Below are 19,846 nucleotides of genomic sequence, written 5' to 3'. Positions count from 1 at the left end.
CTCGATTGCCCGATCATGGATAAAACGATCATAACCGAACATGCTGTTCGAAAAAGCATTGATTGCTTTGAAAATGATTGCTAATCTCCATTCAGTCCCCACCTGAGCACGATTCAGAGGAGCATCCGTGGTCAATGAAGATTCGTCATCGACGGTCGGCGAGTGGACCCGCCGCGACTGGGTGGCCTTCGCAGACCGACTGCTGTCAGCGGCCATGCGCCATGCCTCTGAGGGAAACGGGCGCATCACGTTTCCGGGAGCCGAAGGTGGCTACGGCCGTTCGGTGGATGGACTCGAAGGATTCGCCCGCACGTTCTTGATCGCCGGCTTCCGCATCGCCGGCGCACGCGGCGTGGGCGTCGACGAGCTGATCGCGTTCTACGCACAGGGCATCCGGACGGGTGTCGACCCGGCGGCGGAGGACCGGTGGGTGCGGCTCAACGAGCACCCGCAGGCGAAGGTCGAGGCAGCATCCCTCGCTCTTGTCTTCGATATGACGCGGCCGTGGCTGTGGGACACCCTCGACGAACTCACTCAGCAGCGGGTGATCGCCTACCTCGCCCCCGTCGTGGGGGATGACAGCTACCCGCCAAACAACTGGCTCTGGTTTCGCATCGTCGTGCAGACCTTTCTGCGCTCGGTCGGCGGCCCCTGGTCGCAGAGCGACATTGACGACGACCTGGCGCGATACGACGCGTATCGGCGAGAGGGTGGCTGGTACTCAGACGGTGAGGGGCGTGCGTTCGATCACTACGCGGGCTGGGCGATGCACCTGTATCCGGTGCTGTGGGCGCGCATGGCCGGGGCGGATGACCTCGCCGGCGATCTGCCGGCGCGCACCGTCGCCGACCTCGATGCCTACCTGCACGACGCGCTGCACCTTGTCGGCGCCGACGGATCGCCGCTCGTCCAGGGACGCAGCCTGATCTACCGCTTCGCCGCGGCTGCGCCGTTCTGGGCTGGCGTGATCGCCGAGGTGCCGTCGGTGTCTGCCGGTGCCCTGCGCCACGCTGCCGAGAAGATCGTGCGTCACTTCGACGATCGTGGCGCTCCGAACGACGACGACATCCTCTCGATGGGCTGGTTCGGAGAATGGCGTCAGCTGGCGCAGTCATACTCCGGCCCCGGATCGCCGTACTGGGCGGCCAAGGGCCTGCTCGGCATCATGCTCCCCGATGATCACCCGGTGTGGACGCAGCCCGCCGAACCTCTTCCCGTCGAACGCGGCGACTTTGTCCGGTGGGTGCAGGCACCCGGATGGGCGGTGTCTGGAACAGCATCCGATGGCATTGTGCGTCTGGCGAACCATGGCACGACACGGGATGCTGTCGACGCACTCGCCGCCGACTCGCCCCTGTACGCCCGCCTCGGGTACTCGACGGCGACGAGCCCGCTGCTCGATGAACGCGGCTGGGTCGAGCCCCTCGAACAGTCGATTGCGCTCGTCGACGGGGCCGGCCACGCGACGCATCGCTCGGCGCTGGTGCCGCTCAGCGTCGCCACAGACGATGAGTCCACGGCGGTGGCCGGCGCCTCGCGCTGGTGTGCGCACCTGATGGACGTGGCGCCCGAGCAGCAGCACCACGGCTCAGGCTTCGGCGGAGATGCGACACCCGTGGCGACCATCAGAGCGGTCTCGGTTCTGCGCGGGCCGTGGGAAGTACGGTTTGCCCGCGTCGACGGGATCAACGAGCCGGAGCGGTGGTCGCTGCGGTGGGGCGGATGGCCCGTTCCCACGGGAGCAGCGCTCAGCAGCACGACGCTTGCCAGTACCGTGCGCCCGCTCGGATTCGACGCCGCCGCGGCATCCGTCACCAGAGACGATGCGAGTCCCCTGGATGACCGCATTGCGGTTCCGACCCTGACAGCCCCCGTCGCGGCGGGCGAATGGCGCGCCATCGAACTCGCCCTGACCGGAGCCGATGCACCACGTGGCTGTGCCGTCGACATCGCCGGCTCCGACGCCCGCATCGCGTGGCCGGACGGCACGCAGACCTCGCTTACCCTTCCCGAAACCCCTCAAGTCCCCGCTTCGTCGTCAACAGACGAAGCATCCTCGTGATTCGCCCTGGATCACATTTTTCGCAGCAAAGGAGCAGCACATGAAGCGCACCAGCACAGCCGTCGTCGGCATTGCGGTCGCAGCCCTCGCCCTGACCGGGTGCTCGGGTGGCGGCGGCACGGCGTCAGGCGGCGACGAAAACACACTCACCGTCTCAGGCTGGAGTCTCAGCACGACACCGGAGTTCCAGCTTCTCGCCGACGGGTTCGAGGCGCAGCACGACGGCGTGACCGTCAAGCTCGTCGAGTACGACCCGACCGACTACAACACGCTACTCACAGCGGATCTCGCCGCGGGTAAGGGCCCCGACGTCATCACGCAGAAGGAGGTCAAGTACCTCCCCACCTTCCAGCAAGGCGGGCAGCTTCTCGACGTCTCTGACGTGACGCTTCCCGAGGGCATCGGCGGGGCAGACTCGTACAAGGTGGACGGCACCGCCTATGCGACCCCGTATCGCCAGGATTCCTGGGTGCTCTACTACAACAAGGCGCTCTTCGACGAGGCGGGGGTCGACTACCCCGATGGCTCGTGGACGTGGGACGACTATGCCGATGCGGCTGACGCTCTGAAGTCCGGGTTCGAGGATGCCGGTGTGAAGGCCACGCCCATCTACCAGCACAGCTGGCAGTCAACGGTTCAGGGATTCGCCGCGGCTCAGACCGGCAGTGACCTGCTTGCGGGGGACTACGGCTACCTGAAGGACTACTACCAGCGGGTTCTCGACCTGCAGGAGAACGGCGACCAGGTTCCGTACAACACGGTGATGGCGAACAAGCTCACCTACCAGGGCGAATTCGGTAAGCAGAGCGCCGCCATGATGCCCATGGGCACGTGGTTCACAGCGACTCTCGTGTCGCAGCAGGAGTCTGGCGAGGCCGACGACTTCGAGTGGGGCATCGCACCCGTCCCGCAGCTTGACGACTCCACGACCGGAACCGACGCGACACCCGTCACTTTCGGCGATCCGACAGGTTTCGGAGTCAACGCCAATGTGAGTGACGAGAAGGCGCAGCTGGCCAAGGAGTTCCTCGAGTATGCAGCGAGTGAGGATGCTGCAAAGGCGCTCGCCGGCATCGGCATCACGCCCGCTCTGCTGAATGACGCAGTCACCGAGGCGTACTTCAACGTAGAGGGCACACCTCAGGACGACCTCTCGAAGTTCGCCCTGTCGACGCACGAGACGCTGCCCGAGAACCCGGCAGATGAGAATACCGCGGCCATTCAGAACATTCTGAATGACCTCCACACCGCGGTCCTCTCTGGTTCGCAAGACATCGACAGCGCTATCGCTGACGCAGAGGGGCGCGTCGCGAACGAGGTCGGCTGACGACTTCCGACCATCCGGGGCCTGCGCTCACCACACAGCGCTGAGCGCAGGCCCCTGGCCCGGATTCCTGTATCGACGGAGCAATCATGAGCATCACTGCTGAGCAGACAACCGACGCGAAGGCGAAGGTGCCCAAGCGTCACGTATCTCGACTCCGACTGCGTTATACGCTCATCGGCTGGAGCTTCATCCTGCCGAACTTCGTCGGGTTCGTGCTCCTGACCCTCATTCCCGTGGTGACGGTGTTCTACATGTCACTGACGAACTGGAACATCTTCGGATCCTCCCAGTTCATCGGGCTCGACAACTTTGTCCGGCTCGCCGGCGATTCGAGCTTCCACTCGGCATTCGGCAACACTCTCTACTTCGCCGTGCTTCACATCCCGCTGACGATCGCTGTGTCGCTTGGGCTTGCGCTGCTGCTCAACTCGAAGCTGCGCGGTGTCGCGTTCTTCCGCACTGCAGCGTTCTTCCCCTACATCACGTCCATCGTCGCGATTGCGCTCGTCTGGAACCTGCTGCTCAGCCCGCAGTACGGGCCCGTGAATCAGGTTCTCGGCTTCCTGGGTCTTCAGAATCCGCCCGGATGGCTCACGAGTTCCGACTGGGCGATGCCGGCCGTCGTCGTCGTCGAGACCTGGCGCCGCATGGGCTACTACATGGTCCTCTTCCTCGCCGGGCTGCAGACCGTACCCCGGGAGCTCCATGAGGCAGCCCGCACCGACGGGGCAAACGCCCTGCAGCGCTTCCGCCACGTAACGCTTCCGGCACTGCGCCCTACGATGTTCTTCGTCACGGTCATGCTCACGATTGAGTCGTTGAAGATCCTCGACCTCATCATCGTGCTCACCGACGGCGGCCCCGGGCAGGCAACGACGGTGATCGCGCAGTTCATCTGGACGAAGGGCTTCGAAGAGAACCAGTTTGGGTACTCGTCGGCAGCATCCGTTGTGCTCTTTCTTCTCTGCCTGATCGTCACCATCATCCAATTCCTCTGGAACAAGCGAAAGGCGGTGTGAGGCCATGAGCGAAACAAAGATGCTGATCACTCCTCCCTCGCCACGAAAGCGCGCAGCCGGTGGGCAGGCGACCGGGGCCGGGACTCCGCAGCGGAAGATCGGTCGCGCCCTGCTTTACGTTCTGCTGATCGCGGCGGCTGCTGCATTGCTTCTGCCGTTCTTCTGGATGGTCATGAGCTCGCTGAAGGACGCGAACTCGGTGTTCTCTGTGCCGATTCACTGGATCCCCGAGATCTTCGTGTGGGACAACTACGTCGAGATCTGGCAGAAGTCAGACATTCTCGTGTGGATCCGCAACACGGTCGTCGTGTCTGTCGGGGTGACGTTCCTTCAAGTGACCACCGGTTCGTTCGCCGCTTACGGATTCTCGCGCATCCGCTTTCGCGGGCGCGACGCGCTTTTCCTTCTTTACGTGGCGACGATCGCTGTGCCGTGGCAGTCGTACATGATCCCGCAGTTCATCATGCTGTCGAATGCTGGGCTCGCGAACACCCTCTGGTCGATTCTGCTTCTGCAGGCGTTTGGTGCCTTCGGCGTCTTTCTTATGAAGCAGTACTACGAGACGATTCCCGAAGAACTCAGTGAGGCAGCGCGGCTCGACGGGCTCAGCGAGTATGGAATCTGGGCCAGGATCATGGTGCCGCTGTCCATCCCCGCGATCGCCAGCCTGGCGCTTTTGACGTTCGTCAACACGTGGAACGACTTCCTCGGACCCCTGATCTACCTGCGCGATCCGAGCCTCTGGACGATGCAGCTCGGGCTCAACAACTTCGTGTCGAGCCTGTACAACGTCGACTACGGTGTGCTCTTCGCCGGCCTCGTGATCTCCGTCGTCCCTATCGCTATCATCTTCCTCCTCGGCCAGCGCTACTTCGTCGAGGGCATCGCCACCAGCGGAATGAAAGGCTGACGGATGCTGAAAAGAATCCCGCGGAGCTTCTATGCCACGCTCTTCGGCACGGCCTTCCTCGTGATGGGGGTGAACGCCCTTGTCGCGGCGCTCAGTCTGCCGTTCCTCGTCGTGCTTATGACGACGGATCCGTCGCTGTCATGGCCGCTGCTCGCAGTGACCGCTCCGCTGTGCGCTCCGGCGCTGACTGCCGCGTTCGCCGTCTTCCGCCAGCACAAAGAGGGTGAGACTCAGGTGGTGACGCCGTTCTTCCGTGCTCTGCGGGCAACCTGGAGGCGGTCGCTGATCATCGGCGGTCTTGTCTCCGCTGCCGTTGTGGTCGCCGTCGCCGACGTGTTCGTGCTGGCTCCCACCCGGTTCGGGATGGCCGTTGCGCCTGTGCTCATCGTCATCGCCCTGCTGGCGCTCGCGACCGGAACCGTCGCCCTCGTCGCGACGAGCGAAGCAGCAACAGCGTCGCTCCGACAGGTGCTTCTCGTCTCGGTCACGCTCGCGGTGCGCCGGTGGTACCTCACACTCGCCTCGCTCGCGGTCGTCGCGATTCAGGCAGGCATCGTCGTGGCCGCTCCCGCGTGGGGAATCGGACTGACTTCGGCTGCGTGTCTCTACGTCGTCTGGGCCGGGTCGCGATACACAGTGCAGCCCGCCCTCGTTCCCGCAGCCTCGGTCGTGACCGCATGAGCCGGCTGAACGTGGTCAACGCTGTGCTCCCCGGGGTGCTCGCCGAGGCCTCAGCACAGCACCTGGCCCACCTGCTCGACACAGAGTCCGACGTTGTCGGCACGATTCAGGAGTTCGCGTCCTCGGAGGCGCGGGCCGCACTTGCTTCGGCCGAGGTCATCGTGACGGGGTGGGGAACCCCGCGCATCGACGCCTCGATTCTTGAGCTCGCCCCCCGCCTGCGCTATGTCTTGCACGTGGGGGGATCCGTCAAGGATCTGTTGGCCCCCGAGGTCTGGGAACACGGGGTGAAGGTCTCCTCCGCCGTCGATGCGAATGCCGTCCCGGTCGCCGAATACACGCTCGCCATGATCCTGATCGCCAACAAGAGAGTGCTGCCGATTGCCCGGCAGTATCGTCGCGATCGTTCGGCCATCGATCAGGCTCAGCTGGGGGTCGTGGGCAATTTCCGGCGCCGTGTCGGCATCGTCGGTGCCTCGCGCATCGGCAGACGCGTCATCGATCACCTGCGGCCATTCGATCTCGACGTCGTCGTGTACGACCCGACGTTGACGGATGCTGCGGTCGGCGAGCTCGGGGCAACAGCGGCGACTCTCGAGCAGGTGTGCGCGACCTGCAACGTCGTCTCGGTGCATGCGCCGTCGCTGCCGGAGACACGGGGGATGCTCTCACGCGCTCATATCGACGCGATGCCGGCGGGCTCAACGCTCATCAACACGTCGCGAGGTGAGGTCGTCGATCAGGATGCCCTCGTCGACCGCGTTCTGCGCGGCGACCTGTACGCCGTGCTCGACGTCACGTCTCCCTGGGTGCTGCCGTTCGAGCATCCTTTCTATGAGCATCCGAATGTCGTGCTGACGCCGCACATCGCAGGTTCTGTCGGCACAGAAGTCGATCGAATGATCGACGCCCAGATCGCGGAGCTGCGTCGGATCTCGGCGGGTGAGCCGCTCGCGCATCCCGTTGACGCGGGATCGCTCGGCACCGCTGCGTGAGCTGAATCGCACGGCTCGCGCGGGTCGGGTAGTTTTGTAGGGGTGCCCGCGCACACCCCGCAGCGGAACTGTCATCCCAGAGATTGAGGAAGCGTACATCTATGGCGACCATCATCTACACGCACACCGACGAAGCTCCCATGCTCGCGACGCATTCGCTCCTGCCCGTCGTGCAGGCATTCGCCAGCAAGGCAGGCGTCGAGGTGGAAACGCGCGACATCTCCCTTGCCGGGCGCGTCATCGCGGCGTTCTCGGACGTCCTGCCCGAGGACCAGCGCGAGCCGGACGCGCTCGCCGAGCTCGGTGCGCTGGCGCAGAAGCCCGAGGCGAACATCATCAAGCTGCCGAACATCTCTGCCTCGGTGCCGCAGCTCAAGGCCGTCGTGGCCGAGCTCCAGGCTCAGGGCATCGCTCTTCCCGACTACCCGGACGAGCCGTCGACCGACGCTGAGCGCGACGTCCGCGCGCGCTATGACAGCGTCAAGGGAAGCGCCGTGAACCCGGTGCTCCGCGAGGGGAACTCGGACCGCCGCGCGCCGCGCTCGGTCAAGGAGTACGCCCGCAAGCATCCGCATTCGATGGGCACCTGGAGCACAGACAGCAAGACGGACGTCGCGACCATGGACTCCGGCGACTTCTTCCACAACGAGAAGTCCGTCACGCTCGCCGCCGACGATGTGCTGCAGATCCGCCTCGTCACCGCCGACGGCGTCACCGTTCTGAAAGAGAAGCTGCCCGTGCTCGCCGGCGAAATCGTCGACGGCACGTTCATGAGCGCGAAGGCTCTCGACGCGTTCCTCGCCGACCAGGTCGCGCGCGCCAAGCGCGAGGGTGTGCTGTTCTCGGCGCACCTCAAGGCCACGATGATGAAGGTCTCAGATCCGATCATCTTCGGTCACGTCGTTCGCGCCGTTCTGCCGAAGGTCTTCGAGACCTATGGCGAGCAGCTCACCGCGGCCGGCCTCACGCCGGACAACGGACTCGGCGGAATCCTCGCCGGCCTCGACACTCTGCCCGCCGATGTTGCCGACGGCGTGCGCGCGGCCATCGACGAGGGCTTCGTGAACGCGCCGCAGATCGCCATGGTCGACTCGGACAAGGGCATCTCGAACCTGCACGTGCCGAGCGACGTCATCATCGACGCGTCGATGCCCGCGATGATCCGCGGCGGCGGCATCATGTGGGACGCAGACGGAAACCCGGCCGAGACCCTCGCCGTCATTCCCGACAGCTCCTACGCCGGCGTGTACAAGGCTGCCGTCGACGACTGCAAGGCGAACGGCGCCTACGACCCGACGACGATGGGCTCGGTCCCGAACGTCGGCCTCATGGCGCAGAAGGCCGAGGAGTACGGCAGCCACGACAAGACCTTCCTGATTCCTGCCGACGGCTCTGTCGAGGTTGTGAACCAGGCGGGCGACGTTCTCATTCACCACGACGTCGAGACGGGCGACATCTGGCGCGCCTGCCAGACGAAGGACATCCCCGTGCGCGACTGGGTGCGTCTCGCCGTCGAACGGGCCCGCCTGTCTGACACTCCGGCCATCTTCTGGCTCGATGAGGCGCGCGCCCACGACGCGCAGCTCATCGCGAAGGTGAACGACGAGCTGCCGAAGCACGACACCGACGGCCTCGACATCCGCATCCTGAGCCCCATCGAAGCGACGCGCGTCTCGATGGAGCGCATTCGCGAGGGCCTCGACACCATCTCGGTCACGGGCAACGTGCTGCGTGACTACAACACCGACCTCTTCCCGATTATCGAGCTCGGTACGAGCGCCAAGATGCTCTCTGTCGTGCCGCTCCTTGCGGGCGGCGGCCTGTTCGAGACTGGTGCCGGTGGCTCCGCTCCGAAGCACGTGCAGCAGCTTGTCGAAGAGAACCACCTGCGCTGGGACTCGCTCGGCGAGTTCATGGCGCTCGCGGAGTCGTTCCGTCACCTGGCGCGCGTGGCCGACAACAGGCGTGCCGCGGTGCTCGGTGAGACACTGGATGCTGCGACAGCGACGTTCTTGAACGAGAACAAGTCTCCATCGCGCAAGGCAGGGGAGCGCGACAACCGTGGAAGCCACTATTGGCTCGCGCGCTACTGGGCAGAAGAACTCGCCAAGCAGACAGACGACGCCCCTCTCGCCGAGGCGCTGAAGCCGATCGCCGAGAAGTTCGAGGCGCAGTCTGACCAGATCGAGAAGGAACTGCTCGAGGTGCAGGGAAGCTCGGTTGATCTCGGCGGCTATTACCACCCGGACGTGGCGAAGGTCGACGCGGTCATGCGCCCGTCTTCAACGCTCAACAGCATCCTGGACACCCTGCGCGACTGACAGCGGGCACGAACAGTCTGTGCATCATCGCCGCGGCGACTCTCCACAGGAGGGTCGCCGCGGTGTCGTGCGTCAGCTGATCACCGTTTTGGGCCCAACGTCCGCCACAGAATGATCATCGCGATGATGACGACGACTACGCCACCGCCGACGATCGACGCCTTGATCAGCATTTCGGCGAGCAGATGCTCCAGGATCCCGGCGTGAACGATCATGCGCTGTCTCCGTCGCGGTGACTATTGCGCGTCTCGCTGTCGTGGGTTTCCCCGTCGAGGCTCTCGCTGTCGCGTGACTCGGCGCTCCGCTCCAGTGTCGTCGCAAGCAGCGAGAGGCCAGACGACATCAGATCGCTCCGACCTCGCGTGGTGCGCGCACGGGCGACAGCGGCTTTGCGCGCCAACGGTGCGGCGTGACGCGTCGCCTTTCCCAGTGCACCGTGTCTGCGGAGCCACAGGGCGATCGCGAAGAGCACGATCACGACGACGACGACAATCGCCGCGATGATTCCAAAGCGGATGAGCATGATGTTCAGCACCGTCTCGATCCCGCTGTGATCCTTAAATAACAACATCATGCTAAATAAAATAGCACAATCATGCTAAAAAAGAACCATGCCCAAAATCGTGGATGCTGAAGCACGACGTGACGCCATTGCCGACGCTGTTCTGACCGTTATTGCTCGGGGCGGACTGCGCGCAGCCACCCTCGCGACGATTGCGGCGGAGTCGGAGTTGGCCGTGGGGTCGGTGCGCCATTACTTCTCTGGCCACGATGAACTGCTGATGTTCGCTGCCGAGACACTCGTCGATCGCACGACCGAGCGCCTCGAGGCTCACCTCGCTCGTCTCGGGACAGAGCAGTCAGCTGATCAGCGGCGGTCGATTGCCGTCGACATGCTCTGCGAGGTTCTGCCGCTCGACTCGGCGCGGGAGATCGAGGCGGCAGTGTGGCTGGAATTCGCGGTGGTGGCTCGAACGTCGACAGAGCTCGCGCGACCCATCAGCATGTTGCATGATGGCCTGCGCGCCCTCGTTGCACGCATCATCACGTCGGGCAATCAGCGCAGTCGGTTCCGCGCCGACTTCGATCTTGACGTGGAGATTGCCCGGCTGCATGCGGTCGTCGACGGCCTGCTGCTCCACGGCGTTCTGGCGTCGGACCCGGAGTACGCATTGCTGAGTCGCCGCGTGCTCGAGTCGCACCTGGAGGGCCTCCTGGCGACCTGACGTGCTCGCTCAGTCGATGAGACCGGATGCTGCGAGGCGACGCAGCACCTCGGCGCCCGCCGGCGGGCAGCGATGCAGATCCGCCGTCGTCACCCAGTGCAGGGCGCTCACCTCGGCCGCCGGCCGCGGCTCCGCATCCGGCTCCCCGGCGAACAGCGTCATGCGCACCATCCGCCCCTCGGGCTCGCCGTGCGCCTGCGTCACGACGGTGAAAAGCTCGCGTACGGAATCCGGCCGCAGCCCGGCCGAAACCTCTTCGCGTGACTCGCGTTGCGCGGCCTCGAGCAGCGTCTCACCAGCATCCACCTTGCCACCGGGCATATACACGACGTCGCGGCCACGTGCCGTCACCATGAGTACTCTCCGGTCGCGGATGATCGCGACGGCGGAGACGATGATGTCGGGGAGGGTTTGAGGGGATGCTGCGTCGAGACTCACCTCTCCAGTCTGCACCAGCGGTGTGATGTGAAGACCCAGGAGGCAATCGATAGACTGGCATCTGCCGCGCAATCCGGCAATTCTCGCACGACAAATCTTTCAGGAGCCATCGTGGCCGCTTCCAGCAGACTCGACGCCGTCATCGCCCTCGCCCGCCATCGCGGGTTCGTGTTTCAAGCGGGTGAGATCTACGGCGGGTCCCGATCGGCCTGGGACTACGGGCCCCTCGGCGTCGAACTGAAAGAGAACATCAAGCGTCAGTGGTGGCAGCACTTCGTGCGCGGTCGTGAAGACATGGTCGGCCTGGACTCGTCGGTGATTTTGCCGAAGGCTGTGTGGGAGGCCTCGGGGCACGTCGCTACCTTCACCGATCCTCTCGTCGAGTGCGAACAGTGCCATAAGCGGCACCGGGAGGACCACCTTATCGAGACGTTCGAGGCGAAGAAGGGTCGGGCGCCGAAAGACGGCATGAGCGAGATCCCGTGCCCCGACTGCGGAACGAAGGGACGCTGGACGGAGCCGCAGATGTTCTCCGGCCTCGTGAAGACCTTCCTCGGCCCCGTCGACTCGGCGGCCGGCCTCAACTACCTGCGCCCCGAGACGGCACAGGGCATCTTCGTCAACTTCAACAACGTGCTCACATCGGCGCGCAAGAAGCCGCCGTTCGGCATCGGTCAGATCGGCAAGGCCTTCCGCAATGAGATCACCCCGGGCAACTTCATCTTCCGAACCCGCGAGTTCGAGCAGATGGAGATCGAGTTCTTCACAGCCCCAGACGACGCCGACACCTGGTTCCAGAGGTGGGTCGACATCTGCTGGAACTGGTTCATCGACCTCGGAATGAACCCGGACAACATGCGTCAGTTCGACGTGCCCGAAGATGAGCGTGCGCACTATTCGGCCGGCACCATCGACTTCGAGTACCGCTTCGGCTTCACGGGCAGCGAGTGGGGCGAGCTCATGGGCGTCGCCAACCGCACAGACTTCGACCTCACGTCCCATTCCGAAGCATCCGGCACCGAGCTCAGCTACTTCAACCAGGCGTCGGGCGAACGGTTCATTCCGTACGTGATCGAGCCGTCGTTCGGTCTGACGCGCTCGATGATGGCGTTCCTCGTCGATGCCTACACAGAAGACGAAGCTCCCAACACCAAGGGTGGCGTCGACAAGCGCACCGTCCTGAAGCTCGATCCGCGACTCGCGCCGGTGAAGGCCGCGGTGCTTCCGCTTAGCCGCAACGAGAAGCTCTCGCCACTGGCCCGCGAGGTGGGCGAGTCGCTGCGCCAGCAGTGGAACGTCGACTTCGACGATGCCGGCGCGATCGGGCGTCGTTATCGGCGTCAGGACGAGATCGGCACGCCGTACTGCATCACCGTCGACTTCGACTCTCTCGACGACCGGGCTGTGACCGTGCGAGACCGTGACTCCATGGCCCAGGAGCGCGTATCGCTCGACCGGCTCTCCGGCTACCTCGCTGAGAGGCTCAAGGGAGCCTAGTCACAGTTCGACATGGGGAGTGCTCTCCATGGCGCCCGTTCACAGCTTTCTCTATAGTTGATGTGTGGCGGACGTCAGCGCGTTCTGCCGCGTGATCGGTAACTCTCTGGGGGAATCATGTCGACACCATCAGCACCGCAGCCGTATTCGGGCGCGGCGCCGAAGCGAACCAACTCGATGGCAGTGACGTCGATCTGCCTGGCCGGAGGCGGATTTCTCGCGTCATTTCTGATTGGAATTCTCTGCCTGGTCGCTCTCGCCGGCGGCATCCTGGGATTCATCGCTCTTAACAAGATCAAGACCACGGGAGAGGCAGGGCGTGGCCTCGCGATCGCGGGAATCGTCGTTGGACTTGCCGGGTTCGTGATCGGCGGCATTCTCTACGCTCTGTCACTCGTCGTGACGTTCTCCATGATGTAAACGGCCCGCGTGCGTCAGCGGCGACTCCGTGCTGCTCTTGACGAACGCACTGTAGATGTAGCAACCTCAACCATAGGAAACCGAGGCGTGGCACAGGCGGCAGCCTGAACCGTGTTTCGTCAGAAAGGAACAGATTCATGTCACAGACACCTCCGCCTCCTGCCCCGAACCCTTACCAGGGAGCACCGGCGCCGCAGGACAAATTCAACGTCATGGCGATCGTCGGGTTCATCCTGTCGTTCTTCGTGAGCATCGTTGGCGCGATCCTCAGCTTCGTCGCGCTGTCGCAGATCAAGAAGACCGGCGAAAAGGGCCGCGGTCTCGCGATCGCTGGCGTGATCATCGGGCTCGCGTCACTCGTGATCACGATTATTTACATCATCGTGGTCGTGGTCGTCGTTGGCGCTGCGGTGAGCGACCTCGATACGTACACGTACTGAGTTTCAGCGCGAAGACGCGTCGGGCCCCGCTTCGGCGGGGCCCGACGTCGTTAAGCGGCGGCATGTAGATCAGAACATGTATATGGGTTTGGGCGCGGCCTGTTCTGCAAGCCTGTTCACGCGGATTCGCGCACCACCAGCGTGTGCGTCACTGTGCGATGCAGTCGCTCGTCTGGAGGTGCAGCCCCGTCGAGAAGCGCCTCGACAAGCTCGATTGCCGTGTCAGCGAGCTTCGCCTTGTCGATGGCGACGCTCGTGAGTTCAGGCGTCACGAGAGTGCCGATATCGAGACCATCGATGCCGACGACGGCAAAGTCGTGCGGGACGTTGACCTTCGCATGCGCGAAACCTTTCAGCATCCCAACGGCTAAAACGTCATTGAATGCAAGCACGGCATCAGCCTCGGGGTCTTGCTCCCGCAGACGGGCAGCAGCGCGCACTCCCCCATCGTGCGTGTCGGGCGCGACAAGCTCGGAATCGGGGGACCAATGGAGCCCATTTTCCCGGAGTACGCGCCGGTAGATCTGCCGTCGAATCGATGGCGTGCGGCCGGCATCCACCATGGCGATGTGCGAATGTCCACCTGCCATCAGATGATCGATGGCAGCGCGAATTCCCGGTTCATAATCGATTGCGATCACTGCATACTTCTCGGAATCGGAGGGTCCATCGAGGACGACAGTCGGAGTGTTGACGAGAGTTCCCCGCCACTCGGTTGCCGCCAACAGATGACCCACCATCGCGTCGACGCGTTGGGAAACGGCCTCAAGGCGATGATGGGCATCGTCTGGGTCGTCGCCGAGGTCGCACAGCACAACGCTCCACCCTCGCAATCCGGCTTTGCGCGTGAGCTGGGAGGCGAGCTCAGGGTAATACGGATTTCGCAGATCGCTGACAACGAGCCCGACGGTTGTCTCCCGACCTCGCACAAGGCCCTGTGCCGCTCGATTGGGGCGATAATTGAGGGCGCTGGCTGCAGCGATGACGCGCTCTCGAGTGGCAGCACTCACCTCGGGCATGTTGTTGAGTGCCCGAGTAACGGTCTGTCGGGAGACGCCTGCTTCACGCGCGACGTCGTTGATCGTCACCGATTTCGTCGAGCGCACCATGTCTCTTTTCTCGCCAAAGGGCGTTCACCTCTGACTGTATGGTACTCATTCCTTCACACTGCTACACTCACTCCGTGAACGTTCACGGAAATCAGAAGGCGGAGACCATGGATCACGTACGTTGGGGAATCGTCGGCCCAGGAAACATCGCACATCGCTTTGCTGAGCAGCTGATGCACAGCAAGACGGGCACGCTCACCGCCGTTGCCAGTCGGGCGCTCGGCCGAGCAGAGGAATTCGCCGCCGAATTCGAGTCCAGAGACGCGACCATCAATGCATATGGCTCGTACGCGGAGCTCTACGCAGACCCCGCGGTGGACGCCGTGTACATCGCAACAGTGCACACAGAACACGTCCGCCTTGCAATTGAGGCCGTCGAAGCAGGCAAGCACGTTATCTGCGAGAAGCCGCTCGCCGTCAATCACGCCGGCGTCATGTCGCTTATGGAGGCAGCGCGCCGCGCGGGTGTTTATCTCGCCGAAGGCTTCATGTATCGTTTCCATCCGCAGATCGATCGGCTGATTCAGCTGATTGCCGACGGTGAGATCGGCGATGTGCAGCACATTGACTCTGCGTTCTCATTTGCGGCGGATCTTCTCGACGACAGCCGCCTCAAGAGCGCGAACCTCGCGGGCGGCGGCATCCTGGATGTGGGCGGCTACCCGGTCTCGGCCGCCAGGCTTGTTGCGGGAGCCGCCACCGATGCCCCGTTCGCGGACCCCACATCGATCACGGCGAAGGGTACAGTCGGGCCCACGGGTGTCGACGAATGGGCAAGTGCTTCACTGGAATTCGCATCGGGAATCACCGCTCACGTCACCTGTGGCATCGGCCTGGCCGAACCGAGCAGTCTCATTGTCTATGGCGCACGGGGGCGTATTACTGTGCGCTCGCCCTGGTTGCCGAGCGTTGAGAATCCGTCGTTCATCGACGTTGAACGGCCGGGTGAACCAGCGCAACACATCGAGTTCGAACCGGCGTACTCTTATGCGCTTCAGGCCGACGCTCTCGCGGAATTCGCAGAGGCAGGTCAGAGTCCGCGCATGAGCTGGGCAGACAGTCAAGGCAACGCACGCACGCTCGATCGATGGCGCGCAGCGATTGGGCTCGAGTACCCGTTTGAAGCGGCCACGGCGAACATTCCTACCGCGAACGGCCGACCACTGGCTCGTCGCGACGACGCGACCATGCCACACGGCACCATTGCAGGCATCGACAAGCCGGTCTCACGGCTGGTGCTCGGCTGCGACAACCAGTTGACCCTCGCGCATGCATCGGCGATGTTCGACGACTTTGTCGAACGAGGCGGCAATGCCTTTGACACGGCGTACATATACGGCGGTGGCCTCATGGAGCGCCTACTCGGTCAGTGGGTGGCACAACGTGGTATCCGCGACGACGTCGTGATCGTCGGGAAGGGGGCGCACACACCGTACTGCGACCCGGAATCGATCGTGCGACAGCTCGAAGAATCCCTTGAGCGTCTGCAGACTGACCACGTCGACTTGTATCTCATGCACCGCGACAACCTCGATATCCCGGTCGGCGAGTTCGTGGACGTGCTGGACGAACAGGTGCGTGCCGGACGCATCCGTGCGTTTGGTGGCTCAAACTGGAGCATCGCCCGGTTTGATGAGGCAAAAGCTTACGCGCAGGCGAACGACAAGCAAGGCTTTGCCGTGCTGAGCGATCACTTCGGGCTCGCTCATGCGCTTGATGTGCCGTGGGCTGGTTGCGAGCATGTCACAGAGCCGAGCGATCGTGAATGGCTGGAGCGAACGGGAACCCCGCTGCTCCCCTGGTCGTCACAGGCTCGCGGATTCTTTGCTCGCGCTGACCAAAATGACAGATCGGATGCCGAGCTGGTGCGCTGCTACTACGACGACGCCAATTTTGAGCGTCTCGCCCGTGCACGCTCGCTCAGTTCCGAGCTCGGTGTAGCGCCCACTGCCGTTGCGCTCGCCTACGTGCTCGCGCAAACGTTCCCGACGTTCCCGCTTATCGGTCCGCGCTCGATCGACGAGACTCGGACCTCGATGGCCGGGCTCGATATCTCGCTGACCGAAGAACAGGTGCGCTGGCTTGATCTGCGCTCAGACAGAATGGGGTGACGGTACTTCTCGCGACGCGCATCACGTCACTCTGCTCCTAAGGTTGACGGCGCTCCGAAAGTCCCTGAACTCGCCATTGAGGATGGAGTTTTCGCCATTCCCGCTCTAACGAATCGCACGATGTCGTGGGTGATGAGCGAATCCGTGACTGGCATCTTCTGAAGGCTCATGGTGTTCGTTGTGACGTCGCTGGGGGCATGATCCCGATGGCTGGCAGAGCGCGGTTGCCGTGTCGCGTTGCACTTGGAGGCTACCGGTGGGATGGCCAGCGCATCGGCGATCGCTGGGCGCGATCCACAACGGGGTATGCGTTCATGCTGGTGGCGCCAGACTAAGCGGCGATGCACATGGGCGGACGCCGACGGATAGGGATGATCACCCCTATCCGCCGGCCAGACATTGCTTTCGGCATTAACGTTCGGCGCCGTTGACGCGCCCGTGCCGGGCATGGTCTGGGCCGAGATGATGTCTTCTTACGGGTGCGCGCGGCGATCTTCACACCTTGTTGACGCTGGCTTCAGCAAGTCGACCAGCGAGCGCGAACTTCGGCACCTGTCTGGTGGATGACAGCCAGCACCAGACGTCGCCGGACCCGATTCCCCGCGAAGAGTGTTGTAGTCGCACGCAATATCGCGGTGTCTTCATGTGCGGCCGGGCCGGAGTTTTCGTTGGGTTCCAGCTGTGGCGTCATCATCCTTCACCGAGCGGGAAATCGCGAAACACGCATGTAGCTGAATTCGGGTGAAGTATCCACGGATGCGCGTCGCGAACCGGACCGATCTCGATCGTGCCTCGAGATCACACAGACAGATCTTGATTCTCGCCGTTCGACGTGGCGCTTGCACTCAGCGTCCGCAATATGTGGGACCGGGGAGACGTTATTTGATTGAAGATCAGACCTATCTGCCTCGGTAATGTATTCGGACGCGATATCTCCCAACCTGATAGAGTAATGATCAGATGAATAAGCGCGCATTGAGAAATATCACGGCATTGACGGAGTTGGGCTTCGGTGCTTCACAATTGGGGAATCTGCACCGCGAGACGACAGACGAGGAATCCCGGGACGCTGTCGTACGTGCATGGGACGTGGGACTGCGCTATTTCGACACGGCTCCGCATTATGGGCTTGGTCTCTCTGAGCGGCGACTCGGTGCCGCCTTGCAGCACTATGATCGCGATTCATTCGTCATTTCAACGAAGGTCGGCCGTCTGCTCATTGACAGTCCAGAGACGGCGCACCTGCGCGACACGGAGGGTTTTGACGTGCCCGCCTCACGCAAGCGCTTGTGGGACTTCTCTCGAGACGGCATCCTTCGGTCGATCGATGAAAGCCTTATCCGGCTTGGTCTCGATCGACTAGACATTGTGTATCTGCACGATCCGGATGAATTTTGGGAGCAGGCTTCGACCGCCGGGGTGAACGCGCTGATCGAATTGCGTGAGCAGAACGTGATTGGAGCTGTCGGCGTTGGGATGAATCAGGCGGAGATGCTGAGCGACTTCATCGACTACGCAGACGTTGACGTTGTGATGGTGGCTGGCAGGCTTACCCTTCTCGATCAGTCAGGCCTTGAACGACTTCTGCCAACGGCGTTGGGGCGAGGCGTCGGCGTCGTCACTGCCGGAGTCTACAATTCTGGGCTGCTGAGCGCGTCGCACGTTGGAACTGAACGTCGATTTGATTACGCGCCAGCGCCGCAGGGTGTGGTCACTCGTGCTCGGCGCATTGAGGCGATCTGTCGGGCGCACGGGGTGTCATTGGCGGAGGCGGCTGTGCAGTATCCGCTTCGCCATCCGGCGGTATCCTCCGCTGTTCTCGGTACGCGAAGTGCTGCACACGTTGACAGCGGTGTTGCGCGCTACAACGCAGACATTCCCGACGGGCTCTGGGCCGAGCTCGATGAATCGGGTCTGGCCCCGGATCCGATTGGCTCTCTTCGATGACGATTATCACCGGTGTACGCGTCCACGACGTGCGATTTCCGACGTCCCTCAGTCTGGACGGGTCGGACGCGATGAATAAGGATGGGGACTACTCCGCTGCGTATGTGGTGCTCGAAACCGATGATCCGCGATTGACGGGGTGCGGATTTACGTTCACGATCGGCCGTGGCAACGATCTGTGTGTCGAGGCGGCGCGGCAGCGAGCGCAGCCATTGATCGGCCGATCCGTGGAATCTATGACGGCTTCGCTTGGAGAGGTCTATCGTGAACTTGCGTCTGACTCGCAGCTTCGCTGGCTCGGGCCTGAGAAGGGCGTCGTGCACTTGGCGATGGCGGCGGTCATGAACGCCGTGTGGGATCTCGCGGCGCGGCGCGCAGGGAAACCTTTGTGGCGGCTCCTCGCCGAAATGAGTCCCGAGGAACTCGTAGACGCAGCTGATCTGCGTTATCTGTCAGACGCACTCACACGAGACGAAGCCATCGAGATGCTGGTTCAGATGGCGCCGACGCGCAGCGAGCGGATAGAGACTCTCGATGCCCGGGGTGGCTATCCTTGCTACACAACGAGCGCAGGCTGGTTAGGGTACGACGACCAAAAGCTCACACGGCTTCTCCAGCAGGCGATGGATGACGGATACCGTCACTTCAAGCTCAAAGTGGGAGGCGACCTTCACGAGGACGTTCGACGGTTGGGCATTGCCCGCGACGTCATCGGTTGGGAGAGCGAGTTGATGCTCGATGCCAACCAAGTTTGGGACGTACCGGAGGCAATCGACTGGGTGTCAGAGCTGTCGAGATTCAAGCCGCTCTGGATCGAGGAGCCGACGAACCCCGATGATGTGCTCGGGCACGCAGCAATTCGGGCCGCTGTCGCGCCGGTCGGAGTCGCGACTGGCGAGCACGGAATGAACCGAGTGCTCTTCAAGCAAATGTTCCAAGCGAAGGCACTTGATTACTGCCAACTGGATGCCGCGCGGCTTGCGAGTGTGAACGAGGTCATCGCCGTCTACCTGATGGCAAAGAAGTTCGGTGTTCCCGTGTGTCCGCACGCGGGTGGCGTGGGCCTGTGCGAGCTGGTTCAGCACCTGTCGATATTCGACTACGTCGCTGTATCAGGCACCTTAGAGAATCGCGTCACAGAATACGTCGACCATCTTCATGAGCATTTCGTCGATCCTTGTATCGTCGTAGACGGAAACTACCTGCTTCCGACTCAGCCCGGTTACAGCGCAGAGATATACGAGGACTCGGTGTCCACCTACGCGTTCCCCAACGGAACGTACTGGGCGGCGCGTCTCGCGATGGCTGACGCCGGCTGAACCCCTGAACCGGACGCACGAGAT

The 19,846-nt window shown here is 63.0% G+C and carries 18 protein-coding genes; 14 read left to right on the top strand and 4 right to left on the bottom strand.

Annotated elements, in window-relative coordinates:
• Positions 1 to 127: 127 nt before the first annotated feature.
• From OK352_RS02610 to OK352_RS02580, 7 genes are all read left to right on the top strand, one after another.
• Positions 128 to 2,062: a DUF2264 domain-containing protein gene (locus OK352_RS02610; RefSeq protein ID WP_265139833.1), complete on the top strand. Its 1,935-nt coding sequence runs from the start codon at positions 128 to 130 to the stop codon at positions 2,060 to 2,062.
• A 40-nt stretch (positions 2,063 to 2,102) separates the two neighbouring features.
• Positions 2,103 to 3,389 carry an ABC transporter substrate-binding protein gene (locus tag OK352_RS02605; RefSeq protein ID WP_265139832.1) on the top strand — a complete coding sequence of 429 codons (1,287 nt, stop codon included), beginning with the start codon at positions 2,103 to 2,105 and terminating at the stop codon, positions 3,387 to 3,389.
• A gap of 86 nt (positions 3,390 to 3,475) precedes the next feature.
• On the top strand, positions 3,476 to 4,408 hold the full coding sequence (locus OK352_RS02600) for a carbohydrate ABC transporter permease (protein ID WP_265139831.1): 933 nt from the start codon (positions 3,476 to 3,478) through the stop codon (positions 4,406 to 4,408).
• Positions 4,409 to 4,412: 4 nt separating this feature from the next.
• Complete coding sequence (locus OK352_RS02595) at positions 4,413 to 5,318, top strand: carbohydrate ABC transporter permease (RefSeq protein WP_265139830.1); 906 nt, start codon at positions 4,413 to 4,415, stop codon at positions 5,316 to 5,318.
• Between the two features lie 3 nt (positions 5,319 to 5,321).
• A complete protein-coding gene (locus tag OK352_RS02590; protein ID WP_265139829.1) occupies positions 5,322 to 5,999 on the top strand; it encodes a DUF624 domain-containing protein in 678 nt (225 codons plus the stop codon).
• A complete protein-coding gene (locus OK352_RS02585; protein WP_265139828.1) occupies positions 5,996 to 6,994 on the top strand; it encodes a hydroxyacid dehydrogenase in 999 nt (332 codons plus the stop codon). Before OK352_RS02590 ends, OK352_RS02585 begins: the two co-directional genes overlap by 4 nt.
• A gap of 101 nt (positions 6,995 to 7,095) precedes the next feature.
• Positions 7,096 to 9,315, top strand: coding sequence for an NADP-dependent isocitrate dehydrogenase (locus tag OK352_RS02580; RefSeq protein ID WP_265139827.1), 2,220 nt, complete (start codon positions 7,096 to 7,098; stop codon positions 9,313 to 9,315).
• Between the two features lie 80 nt (positions 9,316 to 9,395).
• Here the strand turns inward: OK352_RS02580 and OK352_RS02575 are convergent, their stop codons facing one another.
• Entirely contained in the window at positions 9,396 to 9,530 is a 135-nt protein-coding gene (locus OK352_RS02575) for a hypothetical protein (protein WP_265139826.1), read from the bottom strand.
• Positions 9,527 to 9,889 carry a hypothetical protein gene (locus OK352_RS02570; RefSeq protein WP_265139824.1) on the bottom strand — a complete coding sequence of 121 codons (363 nt, stop codon included), beginning with the start codon at positions 9,887 to 9,889 and terminating at the stop codon, positions 9,527 to 9,529. Before OK352_RS02570 ends, OK352_RS02575 begins: the two co-directional genes overlap by 4 nt.
• A gap of 37 nt (positions 9,890 to 9,926) precedes the next feature.
• Between OK352_RS02570 and OK352_RS02565 the strand changes: the two genes are divergently transcribed.
• Positions 9,927 to 10,541, top strand: a complete 615-nt coding sequence (locus tag OK352_RS02565; protein ID WP_265139823.1) for a TetR/AcrR family transcriptional regulator — start codon at positions 9,927 to 9,929, stop codon at positions 10,539 to 10,541.
• Between the two features lie 9 nt (positions 10,542 to 10,550).
• Here the strand turns inward: OK352_RS02565 and OK352_RS02560 are convergent, their stop codons facing one another.
• The gene (locus OK352_RS02560) at positions 10,551 to 10,979 is read right to left on the bottom strand and encodes an NUDIX hydrolase (protein WP_265139822.1); all 429 of its coding nucleotides are present in this window, start codon (positions 10,977 to 10,979) and stop codon (positions 10,551 to 10,553) included.
• A 111-nt stretch (positions 10,980 to 11,090) separates the two neighbouring features.
• Between OK352_RS02560 and OK352_RS02555 the strand changes: the two genes are divergently transcribed.
• The 3 genes from OK352_RS02555 (at position 11,091) to OK352_RS02545 (ending at position 13,336) form a co-directional block, all read left to right on the top strand.
• Positions 11,091 to 12,476: a glycine--tRNA ligase gene (locus OK352_RS02555; RefSeq protein ID WP_265139821.1), complete on the top strand. Its 1,386-nt coding sequence runs from the start codon at positions 11,091 to 11,093 to the stop codon at positions 12,474 to 12,476.
• 117 nt (positions 12,477 to 12,593) lie between these two features.
• Positions 12,594 to 12,896: a DUF4190 domain-containing protein gene (locus OK352_RS02550; protein WP_265139820.1), complete on the top strand. Its 303-nt coding sequence runs from the start codon at positions 12,594 to 12,596 to the stop codon at positions 12,894 to 12,896.
• Between the two features lie 137 nt (positions 12,897 to 13,033).
• On the top strand, positions 13,034 to 13,336 hold the full coding sequence (locus OK352_RS02545) for a DUF4190 domain-containing protein (RefSeq protein ID WP_265139819.1): 303 nt from the start codon (positions 13,034 to 13,036) through the stop codon (positions 13,334 to 13,336).
• 116 nt (positions 13,337 to 13,452) lie between these two features.
• Here OK352_RS02545 and OK352_RS02540 read toward each other — a convergent pair whose 3' ends face one another.
• Positions 13,453 to 14,445: a LacI family DNA-binding transcriptional regulator gene (locus OK352_RS02540; RefSeq protein WP_265139818.1), complete on the bottom strand. Its 993-nt coding sequence runs from the start codon at positions 14,443 to 14,445 to the stop codon at positions 13,453 to 13,455.
• 74 nt (positions 14,446 to 14,519) lie between these two features.
• On the opposite strand from OK352_RS02540, the gene OK352_RS02535 reads away from it, so the two are divergent.
• The 3 genes from OK352_RS02535 (at position 14,520) to OK352_RS02525 (ending at position 19,822) form a co-directional block, all read left to right on the top strand.
• Positions 14,520 to 16,556: an aldo/keto reductase gene (locus OK352_RS02535; protein WP_306387762.1), complete on the top strand. Its 2,037-nt coding sequence runs from the start codon at positions 14,520 to 14,522 to the stop codon at positions 16,554 to 16,556.
• A 960-nt stretch (positions 16,557 to 17,516) separates the two neighbouring features.
• Positions 17,517 to 18,503 (top strand): aldo/keto reductase, encoded by a 987-nt coding sequence (locus OK352_RS02530; protein ID WP_265139817.1) that lies wholly within the window; start codon positions 17,517 to 17,519, stop codon positions 18,501 to 18,503.
• On the top strand, positions 18,500 to 19,822 hold the full coding sequence (locus tag OK352_RS02525; protein ID WP_265139816.1) for an L-fuconate dehydratase: 1,323 nt from the start codon (positions 18,500 to 18,502) through the stop codon (positions 19,820 to 19,822). Before OK352_RS02530 ends, OK352_RS02525 begins: the two co-directional genes overlap by 4 nt.
• The last annotated feature ends 24 nt before the right edge of the window (positions 19,823 to 19,846 follow it).

The organism is Microbacterium sp. MPKO10, assembly GCF_026107415.2.
GTDB lineage: Bacteria > Actinomycetota > Actinomycetes > Actinomycetales > Microbacteriaceae > Paramicrobacterium.
Note: the sequence above shows the minus strand (reverse complement) of the source record. Positions and strands in the feature narration are given on the sequence as shown.

Excerpts from the sequence above, each read along its gene's own strand:
- OK352_RS02605 (WP_265139832.1), top strand. The coding sequence starts at position 2,103 with ATGAAGCGCACCAGCACAGCCGTCGTCGGCATTGCGGTCGCAGCCCTC.
- OK352_RS02600 (WP_265139831.1), top strand. The coding sequence starts at position 3,476 with ATGAGCATCACTGCTGAGCAGACAACCGACGCGAAGGCGAAGGTGCCC.
- OK352_RS02595 (WP_265139830.1), top strand. The coding sequence starts at position 4,413 with ATGAGCGAAACAAAGATGCTGATCACTCCTCCCTCGCCACGAAAGCGC.
- OK352_RS02590 (WP_265139829.1), top strand. The coding sequence starts at position 5,322 with ATGCTGAAAAGAATCCCGCGGAGCTTCTATGCCACGCTCTTCGGCACG.
- OK352_RS02585 (WP_265139828.1), top strand. The coding sequence starts at position 5,996 with ATGAGCCGGCTGAACGTGGTCAACGCTGTGCTCCCCGGGGTGCTCGCC.
- OK352_RS02580 (WP_265139827.1), top strand. The coding sequence starts at position 7,096 with ATGGCGACCATCATCTACACGCACACCGACGAAGCTCCCATGCTCGCG.
- OK352_RS02575 (WP_265139826.1), bottom strand. The coding sequence starts at position 9,530 with ATGATCGTTCACGCCGGGATCCTGGAGCATCTGCTCGCCGAAATGCTG.
- OK352_RS02570 (WP_265139824.1), bottom strand. The coding sequence starts at position 9,889 with ATGATGTTGTTATTTAAGGATCACAGCGGGATCGAGACGGTGCTGAAC.
- OK352_RS02565 (WP_265139823.1), top strand. The coding sequence starts at position 9,927 with ATGCCCAAAATCGTGGATGCTGAAGCACGACGTGACGCCATTGCCGAC.
- OK352_RS02550 (WP_265139820.1), top strand. The coding sequence starts at position 12,594 with ATGTCGACACCATCAGCACCGCAGCCGTATTCGGGCGCGGCGCCGAAG.
- OK352_RS02545 (WP_265139819.1), top strand. The coding sequence starts at position 13,034 with ATGTCACAGACACCTCCGCCTCCTGCCCCGAACCCTTACCAGGGAGCA.
- OK352_RS02540 (WP_265139818.1), bottom strand. The coding sequence starts at position 14,445 with ATGGTGCGCTCGACGAAATCGGTGACGATCAACGACGTCGCGCGTGAA.
- OK352_RS02530 (WP_265139817.1), top strand. The coding sequence starts at position 17,517 with ATGAATAAGCGCGCATTGAGAAATATCACGGCATTGACGGAGTTGGGC.
- OK352_RS02525 (WP_265139816.1), top strand. The coding sequence starts at position 18,500 with ATGACGATTATCACCGGTGTACGCGTCCACGACGTGCGATTTCCGACG.